The organism is Dietzia sp. Alg238-R159, from assembly GCF_900537145.1.
Classification (GTDB): Bacteria; Actinomycetota; Actinomycetes; order Mycobacteriales; family Mycobacteriaceae; genus Dietzia; species Dietzia kunjamensis.
Genome location: NZ_UNRI01000002.1, coordinates 560,878 through 576,843, shown reverse-complemented (window position 1 = coordinate 576,843; position 15,966 = coordinate 560,878). Strand labels below are relative to the sequence as shown.

The 15,966-nt window shown below is 71.0% G+C and carries 14 protein-coding genes; 9 read left to right on the top strand and 5 right to left on the bottom strand.

The window, feature by feature from the left end:
- The first annotated feature begins 6 nt into the window (after window positions 1-6).
- From G6R20_RS07415 to G6R20_RS07395, 5 genes are all read left to right on the top strand, one after another.
- The gene (locus G6R20_RS07415; protein ID WP_082924023.1) at window positions 7-876 is read left to right on the top strand and encodes an ATP-binding cassette domain-containing protein; all 870 of its coding nucleotides are present in this window, start codon (window positions 7-9) and stop codon (window positions 874-876) included.
- A gap of 174 nt (window positions 877-1,050) precedes the next feature.
- Window positions 1,051-2,289: a sugar phosphate nucleotidyltransferase gene (locus G6R20_RS07410; RefSeq protein WP_163375967.1), complete on the top strand. Its 1,239-nt coding sequence runs from the start codon at window positions 1,051-1,053 to the stop codon at window positions 2,287-2,289.
- Window positions 2,290-2,368: 79 nt separating this feature from the next.
- Window positions 2,369-3,355: a TIGR03560 family F420-dependent LLM class oxidoreductase gene (locus G6R20_RS07405; RefSeq protein WP_163375966.1), complete on the top strand. Its 987-nt coding sequence runs from the start codon at window positions 2,369-2,371 to the stop codon at window positions 3,353-3,355.
- Between the two features lie 122 nt (window positions 3,356-3,477).
- Window positions 3,478-4,707, top strand: coding sequence for an acetyl-CoA hydrolase/transferase family protein (locus tag G6R20_RS07400; RefSeq protein ID WP_163376101.1), 1,230 nt, complete (start codon window positions 3,478-3,480; stop codon window positions 4,705-4,707).
- Window positions 4,708-4,856: 149 nt separating this feature from the next.
- Entirely contained in the window at window positions 4,857-5,723 is an 867-nt protein-coding gene (locus tag G6R20_RS07395; RefSeq protein ID WP_163375965.1) for a hypothetical protein, read from the top strand.
- A gap of 99 nt (window positions 5,724-5,822) precedes the next feature.
- On the opposite strand, the gene aqpZ is transcribed toward G6R20_RS07395, so the two are convergent.
- The 3 genes from aqpZ to G6R20_RS07380 form a co-directional block, all read right to left on the bottom strand.
- Window positions 5,823-6,611 carry an aquaporin Z gene (aqpZ, locus tag G6R20_RS07390; RefSeq protein WP_163375964.1) on the bottom strand — a complete coding sequence of 263 codons (789 nt, stop codon included), beginning with the start codon at window positions 6,609-6,611 and terminating at the stop codon, window positions 5,823-5,825.
- Window positions 6,612-6,761: 150 nt separating this feature from the next.
- Complete coding sequence (locus G6R20_RS07385) at window positions 6,762-7,490, bottom strand: NAD-dependent deacylase (RefSeq protein ID WP_275898239.1); 729 nt, start codon at window positions 7,488-7,490, stop codon at window positions 6,762-6,764.
- Between the two features lie 41 nt (window positions 7,491-7,531).
- Window positions 7,532-8,212 carry a hypothetical protein gene (locus G6R20_RS07380; protein ID WP_163376100.1) on the bottom strand — a complete coding sequence of 227 codons (681 nt, stop codon included), beginning with the start codon at window positions 8,210-8,212 and terminating at the stop codon, window positions 7,532-7,534.
- A 358-nt stretch (window positions 8,213-8,570) separates the two neighbouring features.
- Here G6R20_RS07380 and typA point away from each other — a divergent pair, with 358 nt between their 5' ends.
- The 4 genes from typA to G6R20_RS07360 are packed head-to-tail and all read left to right on the top strand — an operon-like array spanning window position 8,571 to window position 13,685.
- Complete coding sequence (typA, locus tag G6R20_RS07375; RefSeq protein ID WP_067718464.1) at window positions 8,571-10,493, top strand: translational GTPase TypA; 1,923 nt, start codon at window positions 8,571-8,573, stop codon at window positions 10,491-10,493.
- 11 nt (window positions 10,494-10,504) lie between these two features.
- Window positions 10,505-12,367 carry an ABC transporter substrate-binding protein gene (locus tag G6R20_RS07370; protein ID WP_067718461.1) on the top strand — a complete coding sequence of 621 codons (1,863 nt, stop codon included), beginning with the start codon at window positions 10,505-10,507 and terminating at the stop codon, window positions 12,365-12,367.
- Window positions 12,364-13,260, top strand: coding sequence for an N-acetyl-1-D-myo-inositol-2-amino-2-deoxy-alpha-D-glucopyranoside deacetylase (gene mshB / locus G6R20_RS07365; protein ID WP_067718458.1), 897 nt, complete (start codon window positions 12,364-12,366; stop codon window positions 13,258-13,260). Before G6R20_RS07370 ends, mshB begins: the two co-directional genes overlap by 4 nt.
- A complete protein-coding gene (locus G6R20_RS07360) occupies window positions 13,257-13,685 on the top strand; it encodes a hypothetical protein (protein WP_235027784.1) in 429 nt (142 codons plus the stop codon). The genes mshB and G6R20_RS07360 overlap by 4 nt, the downstream gene beginning before the upstream one ends.
- On the opposite strand, the gene G6R20_RS07355 is transcribed toward G6R20_RS07360, so the two are convergent.
- Together G6R20_RS07355 and G6R20_RS07350 are read right to left on the bottom strand one after the other, a co-directional pair.
- Window positions 13,656-15,302 (bottom strand): PH domain-containing protein, encoded by a 1,647-nt coding sequence (locus tag G6R20_RS07355; RefSeq protein ID WP_163375962.1) that lies wholly within the window; start codon window positions 15,300-15,302, stop codon window positions 13,656-13,658. The genes G6R20_RS07360 and G6R20_RS07355 overlap by 30 nt on opposite strands.
- On the bottom strand, window positions 15,299-15,955 hold the full coding sequence (locus G6R20_RS07350) for a PH domain-containing protein (RefSeq protein WP_163375961.1): 657 nt from the start codon (window positions 15,953-15,955) through the stop codon (window positions 15,299-15,301). Before G6R20_RS07350 ends, G6R20_RS07355 begins: the two co-directional genes overlap by 4 nt.
- Between the last annotated feature and the right edge of the window lie 11 nt (window positions 15,956-15,966).

The following is a 15,966-nucleotide window of genomic DNA, read 5'->3' as shown; positions in this document are numbered from 1 at the left end:
CACATCATGTCCCTTCTCCCGTTCCGACGCCGTGACGACCGATCCGGTGAGAACCGGTGGTCGGCCGGGTGCGGTATCGAGGCGCGGTCGGTGTGTTCGTCCTACGGCGACACCCGGGTCCTGCACGACGTGACCGCGTGCTTCGCGCACGGTGGCGTGACGTCTCTCATCGGGCCCAACGGCGCAGGGAAGTCGACGCTGCTGGGTGTCATGAGCCGGCTCCAGGCGGCGGATTCCGGAACGGTGCTCGTCGACGGCGTCGACGTGTCGGTCAACGGTGGGCGTGAGCTGGCCCGCCGCCTCGCGGTGCTCCGCCAGGAGAACGCCGTCTCCATCCGGCTCACCGTGCGGGAGCTGGTCGGATTCGGCCGGTTCCCCCACAACGGTGGCAGGCCCGGCCCGGACGACGCCGAGCACGTCGACTACGCCCTGGGGGCGATGGAACTCGAGGACCTCGCCGACCGGTATCTCGACGAGTTGTCCGGTGGCCAGCGCCAACGGGCGCACATAGCGATGGTGCTGGCACAGGACACGGACTACGTCCTGCTGGACGAGCCTCTGAACAACCTCGACCTCCGGCACGCCACCTCGATCATGCGGTTGCTGCGTCGCACCGCCGCGGAGCGGGGCAAGACCATCGTGCTCGTCATCCACGACATCAACATCGCCGCCGCCTATTCCGACCGGATCATCGCCATGAAGGACGGGCGGATCGTCTCCGACGGCACCCCGGCCGAGATCATGCGCACTGATGTCCTCAAGGCTGTCTACGACATGGAGATGCAGGTCGCCGAGGTCGCCGGGCGGTACGTGGCCCTGTACTTCGACGGGGAGGACGAGTTGGAGGAGTGTGGCGCGGCGTTGTCCACCGCCTGAGCCCACCGCCTGATCCACCGCCTGAGCCCACCGCCTGATCCACCGCCTGATCCGCCGCGGCCTGATCCGGTCTCACGGTGCCGGGCGACCGGTGGGATGACGCCGCAGTCCGGTTAGAGTGTCGTACTCGCAAGGGGTGGGTAGTCCCACGCCTGACCGGAGAGGAGACCTCGCATGGCGCCGCTGTCGGTCGTCACCATAGTCCTCGCAGGTGGAGCCGGTTCCCGGCTCCGTGCGCTCACCCGGGACCGGGCCAAGCCGGCCGTTCCCTACGGGGCCGGATACCAGCTGGTGGACTTCTCCCTGAGCAATGCCGCCAACTCGGGCCTGAGGGATGTCTGGGTGGTGCAGCAGTTCCATCCGGTGTCCCTGGGGTCCCATCTGCGGAGCGGCCGCCCGTGGGATCTCGACCGACTCGACGGCGGTCTGCTGGTGCTGCACCCGTCGCAGGGCACGGGCCGGGACGGTTTCCACTCGGGGACCGCGGACGCACTGTGGAAGCAGATCGAGCCCCTGCGCGAGGCGGCCCCGGACGTCACGGTCGTGGTCAGTGCGGACGCGGTGTACCGCCTCGACTACGACGAACTGGTCCGCGATCACCTGGACTCGTTCGCCGAGCTCACCATGGTCACCACTCGCGTGGCCCCCGAGGACGCCTCCCGCTACGGCGTGGTCCGGGTGGGCGAGGACGGGGCCGTCACCGAGTACCGCTACAAGCCGGACGATCCGGACGGCGACCTGATCTGCGCGGAGATCTTCGTCTTCAACACGACCGCCCTCATCAGCTACCTCGAGCGGGCCCACGAGGACGTCGTCACCGCCGGCGGCGCCGGGGACCTGGGCGACATCGGGGACAACATCCTGCCCGCCATGGTCGGGGCGGGGCACGCCCGGGAGTGGCGGCACGAGGGGTACTGGCGGGACGTGGGGACCGTCGAGTCCTACTGGGCCGGCCACATGGACCTCCTCGGCGAGTCCCCGGTCCACGAGCTGGACGTCCCGGGGTGGTCCCTGCGGACCGCGTCGGCCTTCAGCGGTCCCGCCCGGACCGGGGAGGCGGCGCAGGTCGTCGGGTCACTGCTCGGCCACGGCGCGGTGGTCCACGGGACGGTCGAGCATTCCGTCGTGGGGCCCGGGGCGGTCATCGAAGCGGGTGCGAGGGTCCGCGACAGTGTCATCCTGCCGGGTGCCGTGGTCCGGTCCGGTGCGCACGTGGAGACCGCGGTCGTCGATGCCGACGTGGACGTCCCTGTCGACGCGAGGATCGGCGAACGGCAGCCCGGTGCGACCGAGTCGACGGTGCGCGTCGCGCTGTTGGGCAGCGCCCCGGACGGACCCCGTCCGGCCGGGTTCGTGCTCGCCGCCGGCACGCTGGACCCACCCGATGACGACGACGAGGACCGCAGCGTCTGATCTGGTAGCGCTGGCCTACCCGTCGGAACCGGTCGTGGGTCGGCCACCTGGGCCGGGTTCCGGGGCTAGGCTCGGCTCCATGCGATTCGGACTGTTCCTGCCCCAGGGTTGGCGCCTCGACCTGGTCGACGTGCCGGCCGCCCGTCACTGGCCGGTCATCTCCGACCTGGCCGCCCGCGCGGACGCCGGGCCGTGGGAGTCGGTGTGGGTGTACGACCACATGCACACCGCGCCCCTCACCTCGACCGAGGCGACGCACGAGGCATGGAGCCTGATGTCGGCGCTCGGTGCGACCACCTCCCGGGTCCGGCTGGGTCAGATGTGCACGTGCCTCGGATACCGCAACCCGGCATTGCTGGCGAAGATCGCCGCGACGGTCGACCACATCTCCGGCGGCCGGGTGGAGATGGGGATCGGCGCGGGCTGGTACGAGCACGAATGGCGAGCGTACGGCTACGGATTCCCTTCCGCGGGTGAGCGGTTGGCCATGCTCGACGAGGGTGTGCGCATCCTGTCCGAGGCGTGGTCCGACGGTGTGGTCTCACTCGACGGCGAGCACTACCGGGTCGACGGGGCGATCGTGCAGCCGACGCCTCTGCAGGAGAGCGGCATACCCCTGTGGATCGCGGGCGGGGGCGAGCGCAAGACCCTCCGCACCGCCGCGAGGTACGCGGATTACACCAATTTCGACGGCACCGCCGAGGGCTTCGACCATAAGTCGAAGGTGCTGTTCGGGCACTGTCGGGACCTCGGTCGTGACCCGGCGGAAATCACCCGGACCGCGAACTACAACGTGGCGATCGGGGAGACCGAGAAGGACGTCGCGGATCGGCTGGCGTACCTGAAGGACCGGATGGCGACGCACGTCGGTGAGGACGAGGCAGAGCTTCAGCTCGGCGCGTACCGCGGGCTCCCGGCGGTGGGGACGCCGGAGCAGATCGTCGAGAAGCTGACCGAGCTCGAGGCGCTGGGAATGGAGTACGGCATTTTCTACTTCCCCGAGATCGCCACCGACACCTCCGGACTCGAGTTGTTCGAGCGCGAGGTCATCCCGGCCCTGTCCTGAAACCGCCGGGGTGTGTCACCGCACCGCGACGTCCGGAACTACGAGAGCAGGGGTCAGTGACGAGGAACGTCGAGTACGAGGAGCGTCCGGCCGAGACGGTCCTCGACCACATCACGCCGGGGATGCACGTCATCGTGCCCATCCAGAACGCCGCCCCACCCGCGCTGCTGCGGGCGCTGGACGCGGGGGCCGCCGGACTGGACGACGTGACGGTCCACCACATGGACCCCTGGGAGTCGCTGCCGTTCATGGAGGGGGCCTACCCGGGCAGGCTCCGGCATGTCGACTACTTCCTGGGTCGCGGGTCGCGGGAGAACTTCCACCGGGGCCACTGCGACCTCATCCCCGTCGATTTCGCGCAGGTGCCGGCCACGCTGCGCGAGTTCTCTCCTCCCGGTCTGGCGATCGCCACGGTGTCGGAGATCGACGAGCACGGTTTCTTCTCGATGGGCACGAACGCCGACTACGTGGCCTCGTTCATCGGCCAGGTGCCGTTCTTCGTCGAGGTCAACTCCCACATGCCCCGCACCTTCGGGCGCAACCACATCCACATCTCCCAGGTGGTGGGCGTGACCCGTAACGACACCCCGATGATCACCATGCAGGCGCCGCCACCGGGGGAGACGGACAACGCGATAGCGGACGTCATCGCCGAGCGTGTCCCCGACGGGGCCTGTCTCCAACTCGGGGTCGGCAGGTTGCCGAACGCATTCCTGTCCCGGCTGACGGATCACCGTCATCTGGGGATCCACACCGAGGCGTTGTCCGACGGGGTGATGGACCTCGTCGAGGCCGGGGTGATCGACGGGTCGCGCAAGACGGGGCGGCCGTTCAAGCACGTCACCACCTTCGCCCTCGGGTCGCAGCGACTCATGGACTGGCTCCACAACAACCCGTCTGTGGCGATGCTCCCCGTGGATATCGTCAACGACCCGAGGGTGATCGGCCAGGAGCACAATCTCTACTCGATCAACGCGACCAGCGAGGTGGACCTGTTCGGGCAGGCGGCCTCGGAGACCATCGGCGGCCGGTACTGGTCGGGGGCCGGGGGACAGGCGGACTTCGCCCGGGGCTGCACGTTCTCCCCGGGAGGCCACGGGTTCATCGTCACCCCGTCGCAGACCTCCGGGGGCGCCAGCAGGATCTCCCTGTCGCTCACGCCCGGCAGTCCGGTCACCACCCACAAGAACATCATCGAGAACGTCGTCACGGAATTCGGTATCGCGGAGCTGAGGGGCAAGTCGGTCGCCGGGCGGGCCGCGGCGCTGATCGCTGTGGCGCACCCGGATCACCGGGAGCGGCTCAGCCGGGAGGCGCGGGAGGCGGGACTGCTCCCGCGGGCTCACCACTAGTCGCCCCCGGGCGCCGGGCCGGTGCCGCGGGTGCCGGACGGGCGCCTGTCGGGTGCCGGGCGGTTGCCGCCGCAGGCGCGACCGGTGGCACCCGTCTGGGGGCGGGGTTACGTTCCAGACGCAACCCGACCCCTGAAAGGGAGGCAGCTGTGGACCCCATCATCTGGATCATCATCGGGGTGATCGCGCTGATCATCGTGATCGCGCTCATCGCGATGGCCGTCAAGAGCAGCAACCGGAAGAAGCTCACCGAGGCCGCGGAACTGCGGCGCAGCGCACGAGAACGCGAGCAGCAGCTCGAGCAGCAGGACGCGGTCGTCCGCGAGCAGGAGCACAGGGCGGGCGCGGCTGAGCAGGAGGCCCGTGCGAAGGCCGCCGAGGCCGACAAGCTCCGGGTGGAGGCCGAGCGGCAGCGCGGCACCGTCGACGAGCAGAAGCATGATGTCCGGCGGATGGAACAGACCGCCGAGAAGCTCGATCCCAAGGGTCGTGCTGATGACCTCGACCGCGGTCGCGACCACGGCGACCGGGGTCTCACGCACGATCGCGACCACGGTGGCGACCGGGGTCTCACGCACGATCGCGACAGGGGCGGTGACCTCACCCATGACCGCGACCGCGGTGGCGACCTCACCCATGATCACGACCGCGGTGCGTTGCGCGGCGACCGGGTCCCCGACGAGGGGAGTGGCCGTGGCACCGACCACGGAGGGATGGCCACCGGGACCGGTATGGGCTCGTCCGCCACTTCCGGGTCCGGTATCGACTCCGGTGACCGGGGCCGCCACGGAGCGGGCGCCGGGGCCGCCGGAGCACCCGGCGCCGGAGTGGGTGACGCCGGCGGGCGGCACGCCCGGACCGACGATGTCCCCGGTGGTTCTGATCCGCAGGCGAGGTCGGGGCACCGGACCGGGACGCCCGGCGACACCGTCGATCCGGACCGTCATCCTGACGACAAGCCGGGCATCGTGGACAAGATGCTGGGCCGGACCCGCGGGGATGAACCCCGCCACTGACCGGAGGAGGCCTCGCGCCTCGGAGCGGCCGCATCGATGAGGGGCCCGTGGGAGGAAGTTGTCCCTCGGGCCCTTCGTGTTGACCCCGTCGGCGGTGCGTCAGGCCGAGACGGCCACGGATCGACCGTTGAGCCCGCGAGCGCCGAACAACGGGCCGTACAGGATTCCGGCGATCAGGGCGCCGACGATCGGTGCCACCCAGAACAGCCACAGCTGGCCCGGTGCGCCGCCCCCGTTGAAGAACGCCACGGCCGTCGACCGTGCCGGGTTCACCGATGTGTTGGTGATCGGGATGGAGATGAGGTGGATGAGCGTCAGTGTGAGGCCGATGGCCGCGGGCGCGAAGCCGGCGGGGGCCCGGCGATCGGTGGCGCCGAGGATGACCCACACGAAGAGGGCCGTGAGCACGATCTCGATGAGCAGCGCAGAGAGCAGGCCGTAGCCGTCGGGCGAGTTGGCCCCGTAGCCGTTGGCGGCCATGCTGCCGGTGGCCTCGAATCCGTCCTTTCCGCTCGCCACGACGAGGATCAGCGCGCCCGCGACCAGACCCCCGACGACCTGACTGACGATGTAGATGGGCACTTTCGCCCAGGGAAGTCGGCCCGCGACCGCGGCGCCGATGGTCACAGCCGGGTTGAAGTGACCGCCCGAGATGTGCCCGAACGCGTACGCGCCGGTGAGGACCGTGAGCCCGAACGCGATCGCGACCCCGAGGTATCCCACGCCGACGGGGACGTCGCCGGTATCGGCGGTGGCGATCTGGACCGCCGCGAACACGGCGGTGCCGCAACCGCCGAGGACGAGCCAGAACGTGCCGATCAACTCGGCGGCGATGACCGCGATGATGGCCGGGGCGGTAGACGGGGTTGTCGGGGACGAATCAGACATGAGGTGACCTCCGGTCCTGGCCTCCGTGCGAACGGAGGAGCGGGAACTCCGGGCGTGGGTCCCTGCGCGCTACGCTAGCGCGCTCTATCGGCCCCAGAGAGGTTTCCGCCAGCCGGTGTGTGGCAGGGCCGGAAGGGCGGCCCGAGGGGATCAGGGTGCCAAGAGGTGAGGAAGCGCCTGCCCTGCGGTGGCCCGGACGTGGACCGAGACCTCGGAGCCGAGTCCCGAGGGGCCCGGGTTCACCTCGACCACCGGGATCCGGGCGTCGGCGGCGAGCCCGGGTAGTGACGCCGCGGGGTGGACCAGGCCGGAGGTGCCGACGACGAGCACCGCCGCGGCCGAGGTGACCGCGTCGACCGCAGCGTCCCAGGGCCGGCCCGGGAGCATCTCGCCGAACCACACCACGCCCGGTCGGGCGCGCCCGCCACACCGGTCGCAGTTCGGCGGGGTGAGGCGGTCGACGGGCTCGGCGGGAGGAGGGCCGACCTCCATCGGCGCGTCGCAGGTGTCGCAGCGGTGGGCGAACAGACTCCCGTGGACGTGGTGCACCCGGTTCGATCCGGCGCGCTCATGGAGGTCGTCGACGTTCTGCGTGACCACCACCACGTCACGGTGGGCCTGGGCGCGGGCCACCGCGACGTGCCCGGCATTCGGCTTTGCGCCCGAGACCAGGCGCTCGCGCCAGCGGTACCAGGCCCAGACGGTGTCCCGGTCACGTGCCCAGGCCTCCGGCGTGGCCAGTGCGGACGGGTCGTACCGCTCCCACAGGCCGGTCTGGGCGTCGCGGAAGGTGGGCACACCACTCTCGGCGCTCATCCCGGCGCCGCTGAGAACGACCAGAGGCCCATCGCCGGCGAGGGCGAGACGGGCCTCGGTCAGGTCCTGGTCGGCGACGGGGTGGGGCCCGCTACCGTCGGCGGTCACCGGACGAACGCGGTCCCCACCGTGGGGAAGGCGACGCAGTTGGCGGTCCCGCCCTCCTCCAGGTTCGTGGTGACGCCACCCTGCAGGAGCATGAGGACCTGGCCCGGGCCCGTGTCGGCGACACCGTTGACGGTGGCGGGGCCCCCCTCGTTGAGGCCGTTGTACCCGAGGACGGTGGTACCGCGACGGCCGTTGTTGACGTTGAACCAGTCGACGGTCATGGGCTGGGCTTGCTGGGCCGCGACACCCTCGGTGCCTAGGGCGGTGAAGATGAAGCCGAGATGGCCGGGGGCGATGCCGGGCAGCGGCAGATCGGCCGGGCCGGGCACGGCGGTCGCGGCACCGACGGCGGTCTGCTCACCGCCGATGCACCGCTGCATGATCGTGGGGTAGGCGAACTGCGCGATGACCGGGCCGTTCTCGGGAATCGGGGTGCCGGGTTCGCCGGTGCCGCGGAAGAACCCGACGGCACGGGCGATGGTGCCCCGGGTCTCCTCGGGGATCCACTGCTGCTTGGCGAGGTTCTCGATCGCCTGGAGCACGGGCTCGGTCGGGCGTCCCAGTTCGTCGAGCGACTGCGCGCTGGCGGTGGCGGGTGCGGCGAGACCGACCGCGACGGCGGCGACGGCCCCGAGACCGATGGTCCGGAACGAGGTCCTGAGCGAGTGGCGGATCACTGGCGAGTCCATTCTTCGGATGGGGCGGGCGGACCGGCGGACGGGCCGACCGGTCGACCGCTAGATATTCTCATAAGTGTCCCGAGTCACGGGCACCGGGAGTCGGGCAGACGCGCGTTCTGGTGCTGATGTTACAGAAGTTATACGTGATGTAAATAACACACAGGGCGTCCGCACTGTCGGGGTGGTCTCAGGATGGGGGAATCGTCCGGATCAGCGGGTAAAGTGGATCCGCACGCGCGCTCGACCGGACGCGCCTGTGGATCGCGGCTGACTAGCGCCGTCGATTCCCACCACCAGCCCGGCGGCCCACGAGCCGCCCCGGGCGCCCGTAAGCCTCCGAGGGAGAACCCAGCGTATGGCCTTGACCGAGTTCCGCAACGTCGCAATCGTCGCCCACGTTGACCACGGGAAGACGACACTCGTCGACGCGATGCTGCGCCAGTCCGGCGCGTTCGACGAACGCGCGGAGCTCGTGGACCGGGTCATGGACTCGGGCGACCTCGAGCGTGAGAAGGGCATCACGATCCTCGCCAAGAACACCTCCGTGCGGCGACACGGCGCGGGTGCCGGTGGCGCGGACCTCGTCTTCAACATCATCGACACCCCGGGTCACGCTGACTTCGGCGGCGAGGTCGAGCGTGGCCTGAACATGGTCGACGGGGTCGTCCTGCTCATCGACTCCTCCGAGGGGCCGCTGCCGCAGACCCGCTTCGTGCTCCGCAAGGCGCTCGCCGCCTCCCTGCCGGTCATCATCGTCGTCAACAAGACCGACCGGCCGGACGCGCGGATCGACGAGGTCGTCGAGGAGGCCCAGGACCTGCTCCTCGATCTCGCGGCCGATCTGGAGGACCCCGCCGCCCAGGCCGCCGCCGAGCACGCGCTCGAGCTGCCCGTGGTCTTCGCCTCCGGCCGCGCCGGCAAGGCGTCCACCACCCAGCCGGCCAACGGCCAGGAGCCGGAGGGGGAGAACCTCGACGAGCTGTTCGCGCTCCTCTACGACGTGATCCCCGCCCCCCGCGGGGACGCCGACGCCCCGCTGCAGGCCCACGTCACCAACCTGGACGCCTCCAACTTCCTCGGTCGCATCGGTCTGGTGCGCATCCACAACGGCCGGCTGCGCAAGGGGCAGCAGGTCGCGTGGATCCACAACCTGCCGGGCGGCGAGCAGGAGACCAAGTCCGTCAAGATCTCGGAGCTGCTCAAGACCGACGGTGTCGAGCGGGTGCCCACCGAGGAGGCCGTCGCCGGCGACATCGTCGCGGTCGCCGGTATCAGCGACATCATGATCGGTGACACGCTGGCGGATCCGGAGAACCCGGTCGCCCTCCCGGCCATCACGGTCGACGAGCCCGCCATCTCCATGACCATCGGCGTCAACACCTCGCCCCTGGCCGGCCGGAACGGCGGCAAGAAGCTCACCGCGCGCATGGTCAAGGCGCGCCTCGACCAGGAACTCGTGGGCAACGTCTCACTCAAGGTGCTCGACACCGAGCGGCCCGACGACTGGGAGGTGCAGGGTCGTGGCGAGATGGCGCTGTCCATCCTCGTCGAGACCATGCGCCGCGAGGGGTTCGAGCTCACCGTCGGCAAGCCGCAGGTGGTCACCAAGACGATCGACGGCAAGCTCCACGAGCCGTTCGAGCACATGACCATCGACGTCCCCGAGGAGCACCTCGGCGCGGTCACCCAGCTCATGGCCGCCCGCAAGGGCCGCATGGAGCAGATGAGCAATCACGGCTCCGGCTGGGTGCGCATGGAGTTCACCGTCCCCGCGCGCGGCCTCATCGGTTTCCGGACCACCTTCATGACCGATACCCGGGGTGCGGGGATCGCCAACTCGTACTCCGCCGGGTACGAGCCGTGGGCCGGGGAGATCCGGGCCCGGCACACCGGTTCGCTGGTCGCGGACCGTGCGGGCAAGGCGACCACGTTCGCGCTGCTCGGGTTGGCCGACCGCGGTGACTTCTTCATCGAGCCCGGCTCCGAGGTCTACGAGGGTGTCGTCGTGGGGGAGAACCCGCGCTCGGAGGACATGGACGTCAACATCACCAAGGAGAAGAAGCTCACGAACATGCGTGCGGCCTCCTCCGACGCCACCGAGACGCTGTCCAAGCACAAGAACCTCTCCCTCGAGGAGGCCATGGAGTTCTGTGCCGTCGACGAGTGTGTCGAGGTGGCCCCCGAGGTGGTCCGTGTGCGCAAGGTCCTGCTCACCGCCAACGAGCGGGCCAAGGCCCGCAGCCGGTCCAAGTCGCGCGACCAGCAGACGGTCGGCTAGACCGGAAACAGATGACGACGAGGGGGGCGTCGGTGCGCCGGCGGGGTGCCGCCGCGGTGTGCGCCGCGCTGGCCCTCGTCGTCGTCACCGGGTGCGTCGCCGACCCGCCCCCACCGGCGGTGGTGGGCGAGGAGCGCACCGACGGCGCGTCGGTCACCCTCACGGAGGACGGTCTCCTGCTCGCGCTGAACCGGGTGGACCCGGGGTTCAACCCGCACCTCCTGGCCGACCAGGGGGTGGACACCGACCTCGTGGCCTCGCTGCTGCTGCCCAGCGCGTTCGACCCGGGCCCCGGTGGCGAACAGACGCTCAACCGGGATCTCCTGGTCTCCGCCGCGCGGGTCCCCGGGGCCCCCTCGACCATCCGGTACACGATCGATCAGCAGGCTCAATGGTCTGACGGTGTCCCCGTCGCGGCGGAGGACTTCGAGTACCTCTGGCGGCAGATGACCACCCAGCCCGGCGTGGTCGATCCGGCCGGGTACGAGAGGATCGTGGAGGTCCGTTCCGGTGCGGGCGGCAAGGTCGTCGACGTGGAGTTCGACGTCGTGCCGGAGCACTGGCGGGGCCTGTTCACCCACCTCCTCCCCGCGCACATCCTCAAGGGTGCGCCCGACGGGTTCCAGGGCTCGATGCAGTTCCTGCCCGTGACGAGCGCGGGTCCGTTCATGATCCGCACGGCCGACATCGGCCGGGGGCAGATCGAATTCGTGCGCAACGACCGGTACTGGGCCCGCGCGCCCGAGGTCGACCAGATCGTCGTGCGACGCGCCACCGGAGCCGGCCAGCTCGGCGAGGCGCTGAGGGGCGGTCCCGGGGTGATGGCGATCGTCTCGGCGAACCCGGTGGCGGCAGACGTGGCCGCCACGGTCCCGGGAGTGACCACCGCGCCCCTGGAGAGCGCGGCCCAGCTCGAACTCGGGCTGAACACGGTCGCGCCGGCGGTGGCCGATCCGGCGGTCCGTCGCGCGGTGGCCGCGGCGATCGACCCCGAGGTGGTCGGGCGCATCGTCACGCGGGAGGCCGATCCGTCCGTGTCATCCTTCCCGTTCCCGGCGGGATCGGCCGACACCGTCACCGCTGACGCGGACGCCGTCGAGCGCGCGCTGGGCGACGCCGGCTTCACCCGCACGGGCACGCGGTGGCGACGTGACGGGGCCCCGCTCGCCGTGACCCTGGGGGTCGAGGGTGCGGACGAGCGGGCCGTGACCGCTGCCTACACCGTCGCCGACCAACTGCGCGCTGCGGGGATCGGCGCCCGGGTGTGGGAGCTGGACGCGACCGCCCTGTACGCGGACGCCCTCCCGCACGGGCTCGTCGACGGGGTCGTGGGCTGGCAGCGGACCGACGGACGGCCCGAGGTCGCCGCGGTGTCGCGCTTCGCCTGCGCGACCCCCCCGGCCGCCACCGGGACGACGACCGCGGCCCCGTCCCGCACGCCGACGACCGTGTCGAGCCTCATCCCGCCCGACCCGGACACGGGCGAGACCCCCGATCGACGGACGAGTGCCACCTCCACCGTCACCACGACGCCCACCACCCCCTCGCGCACACTCGGCCGCGGCGCGGCCGCGCGGGCCGGTGACGTCACCGGAGTCTGCGACCCCGAGCTCAACCGGGCGCTCGGCGTGGCGGAGCCGGGGGGGTCGTCCGGTCAGGGCGCCCCGCCCGCCCCGGGTGCCGTGACCGATCTCGCCGCCGCGGGCGACAGGGTCGCCGAACTGGCCCTGCGGGTGCCGCTCGTGCGGCCGGCCCTGCTGCTGGCGGCCGACGGGGTCGACGTGAGCGGGACGGAGCCGGCCCGCGACGACCCGGACCAGAGGCCGGCCACCGACGTGTTCGACACCGCACCCGCCTGGAGGAGGACCGGATGACACCGACCACCGCTACCCCGCCCGCCGACGGCGTGCGCGCCCTGTTCGTCCACGCCCATCCCGACGACGAGGCGATCACCACCGGCGGCACGATCGCCGCGCTGGTCGCCGCCGGTGCCGACGTCCGGGTCGTCACCTGCACGCTCGGGGAGGAGGGCGAGGTACTCGGCGAGGAGTTCGCCGGCCTCGTCGCGGACCGCGCCGACCAACTCGGCGGATACCGGATCGGCGAGCTGGCGGGCGCCCTGCGCGCCCTCGGGGTCGACCGAACCCGCTTCCTCGGCGGCGCCGGCCGGTGGCGCGACTCCGGGATGGCGGGGACCGCCTCGGCCGACCACCCGCGTGCGTTCGTGCGGTCGGGCAGGGAGGCGGTGGACGAGGTGGTGGCCGTCCTCGACGACTTCAGGCCCCATCTCGTGGTGACCTACGACCCGCGGGGCGGCTACGGCCACCCCGACCACATCCGGGCCCACGAGGTGGTGCACGCCGCCATCGAGGACGCCGCCCACCGGCCGGAGCGCGTGGCCTGGACGGTCACCGCGCGGTCGGAGACCACCCGGACCCACCCTGCGCCGCCCGCGCACCTGCGGCACCCGGAGTCCGGCGAACTGCCGTCCGTCCCGGACTCGAGGCTGACCCACCGCGTCCCGCTGGACGACGCCGACTACGCCGCCAAACTGGCCGCCCTGACCGGACACGCCACCCAGCTCGAGCTGGTGCCCGGCCCCGAGGGGGAGCCCTGGTTCCTCGCCCTGACCAACGGGGTCCTGCAGTCCGTCCCCCAGGTGGAGTGGTACATCGCCCGTGACCGCGCCGAGGACGACGGCCCGTACGTCACGTGCCCGGCCGGGTCCGCGCATCTGCTCGACGGGCTGGGCGGGGAGCGACCGTGACGGCCGCGGCGCAGGGCGCGCAGGGGGCCTCCGTGGTACCGCGTGCGCGGGCGGCTTCCGTCGCCGAGTTGGGGACTGCGCTGGTGCTGCTCGCGATCGGTGCGGTGGCAAGCTGCGTGCTCGCCTCGGCGTGGCTGACCATGTATGTCGGTCTCGTGCCGGTCCCGATCAGTGTCCTCGCCGCCGGGGCGTGGTCGCTGTTCCTGGTGTGGGTCGGGTCGATGTGGTCGCAGCGGAAGATCGTGGCGGCGTTCCCCGCCCTCGTCTGGATCCTCACGTTGGTCGCGATCAATCTGGGCCCCGGGGGAGACATGCCCGTGCCGATCGGACTGCGCGGGCTCGCGCTCCTGGTGTTCGGGGGTCTGGTCCCGCTGTGGATGGCCACGCTGTGGCCGTCACCCGCGTCGGACGCCCATCGACGGTGAGACACGGCCCCCGGGCTCTCCGGTGTGGTGCCACACGTCGGTGATCCCCGGCGTCAGCGCCTCGGCGAGCGCCCACGCCTCGTCGGCGTCGATGTCGACCACCGAGTAGACGCCGTTCCCGGCCGGTGTGGCCGCGGAGACGGTCGCGACGCGCGCCGTGCGCTGGAACACCGACTGGGTGACGGTCCAGCCGATGATCCCGTCCGCCTCGAGAACGGATCGCTTGGCGGTCCACGACCCGTTCGAGGTCACCAACACCTCCGGCAGTAGCGCGTGTCCGAGCATGCGGATACGGTCCACCGACAGCACCACGAAGAACACCAGTGCGGCGGGGATGCCCCAGTGCACCCAGATGTCCGCCGACGGGCCCGAGTCGATCCGCACCAGCACGATGATCCCGGCGACGATCCAGAACGGGAGCAGGCCCCGGGTGACCCGCCGACGGGAGGCCTTCCACGGGTGCCGCCGCAGCGGGACGGTCACCGGCGTCTCGTTTCCGAGGATGCGGATCGCCACCCGACGCACGTCCGCGATCGGCGCCTGCGGCAGCAGGGTCGACGCGGTGGCGCCCTTCTTGGTGCCGGTCATGATGGGTTCCAGCCGGCCGCCGCCGAGCATCCGCAGGTAGACCGGCAGCCGCATCTCCACGCCGCGCAACCGGGCCTTGTCGAGGGCGATGTGCTTGCGCCGCAGGATGCCGTTCTGGACGTAGAGCAGCTGGCCCCGGTCGGTCAGCGCGTACTTGCCGTACCGGATGGCGTAGGTGATGATCGCCAGCACCCCGGCGACCAGCCAGATCGCGACCCCCTTGCCGACGAACGCCCAGGGTTGCCCCAGTGAATCCAGCCAGTCGATGGTCCCCTCGACCACCGCCAGGTCCATGATGCGGTCGTGCATGTCGCCCATCTGCCAGGTGATGAGCCACAGGGAGAACAGCACGCCGAACCCGATGAAGGAGAACGGCGCGAACCGCGACCAGGTGACCTTCCACCGGGCGATGTCCTCGCCGTATTTCGATCCCCACTGCTCCTCGTCCTCCACGTCGAGCGAGGGGTCCATGGCGCGTCGGTGTTTGAGGAGCTCGTCCCGCAGCGGGTCGACGAGTGTGGTGTCGATGGCGTCGAGGCGGAACCGCTCGGCGTCCGACTTCCCGGAGTCGGCCCGCCCGGTCCCCACCTCCACGATCGAGACCTTGAGGACCCGGTGGAACAGGTCGGACTCGGTGTCGACGCTCCGGATGCGCTGACGGGCGACAGTGACCACCTGTCGACTGAAGAAGCCCTTCTTCAGGATGATGTGGGTGCGGCCGACCTGATAGCTGGTCGACAGCCACCGCAGGACACCGCTGAGGATCACCAGCGAGACCACGATAATCTCGAACCAGTAGTTGCTCCGGTTGGAGCCCAACCACAGGGAGATGAGGAACAGCGGGAGCAGGCGCGTGAGCATGCCCAGCGGATACACGAGCAGCATGCGCCAGGACAGGCGCTCCCAGGGAGCCTCCGGGTCGATCGTCTCGGTGACCGCGGGATCGTCGGTGTCGGAGACCTCCTCCGCCGGTTCGGCCGCCGTCACCCCGGCCGCCGTCACCCCGGGCGCCGTCTCGGGCCCGGTCACGTCCCGTCCTCCGAGTCCAGGTTGGCGATCGCGATGAGGTGCTGGGCCAGCGCCTCGGCGTCGGCCAGGTTGAGCCCCCGGATCTCCACCGTGCCCTGGGCGGACGCGGTGGAGGCGTTGACGGTCGCCAGGCCGAACCACCGCTCGAACAGGGTGCGCGTCGTGTACACGGTCTGCAGACGGGCCAGCGGCGCGATGCGGAACTGGGTGGTCCACCACCCCTTGCGTGAGCACACCGCCGTGTCCGAGACGTCCCACCGGGCCACGATGTATCGCCACCACGGCGCCACGACGATGCCCATGAACGCGAACGGCACCGTCACCGCCAGCGCCACCCAGTTCCAGAACGCCATGACGTTGTCGCCCCAGAAGAACCAGCCAACCTGCAGGCCCGCGAGGACCGCCCAGGACCAGATTCCCTCGATCACGAAGAGGAACGGTGTGCGCTTCTCGATCCGGTGCCGCGGCGCGGTGACCAGCACCCGGTTGTTCGTCAGCAGTGCATCGCCGGTGTCCGGCAGTTCGCCGCCCGCGTCCCGCTCGTCGAGCGCCGGGCGCGGTGCGCGGAGAGCGTGCGCACCCCCGTCGGCTGCGGCCGGGCTGGACACCAGGGGGTCCCCGTTCGTGCGGAGGGGGACTGCGTGATCGGGCATGACGGTAAGAC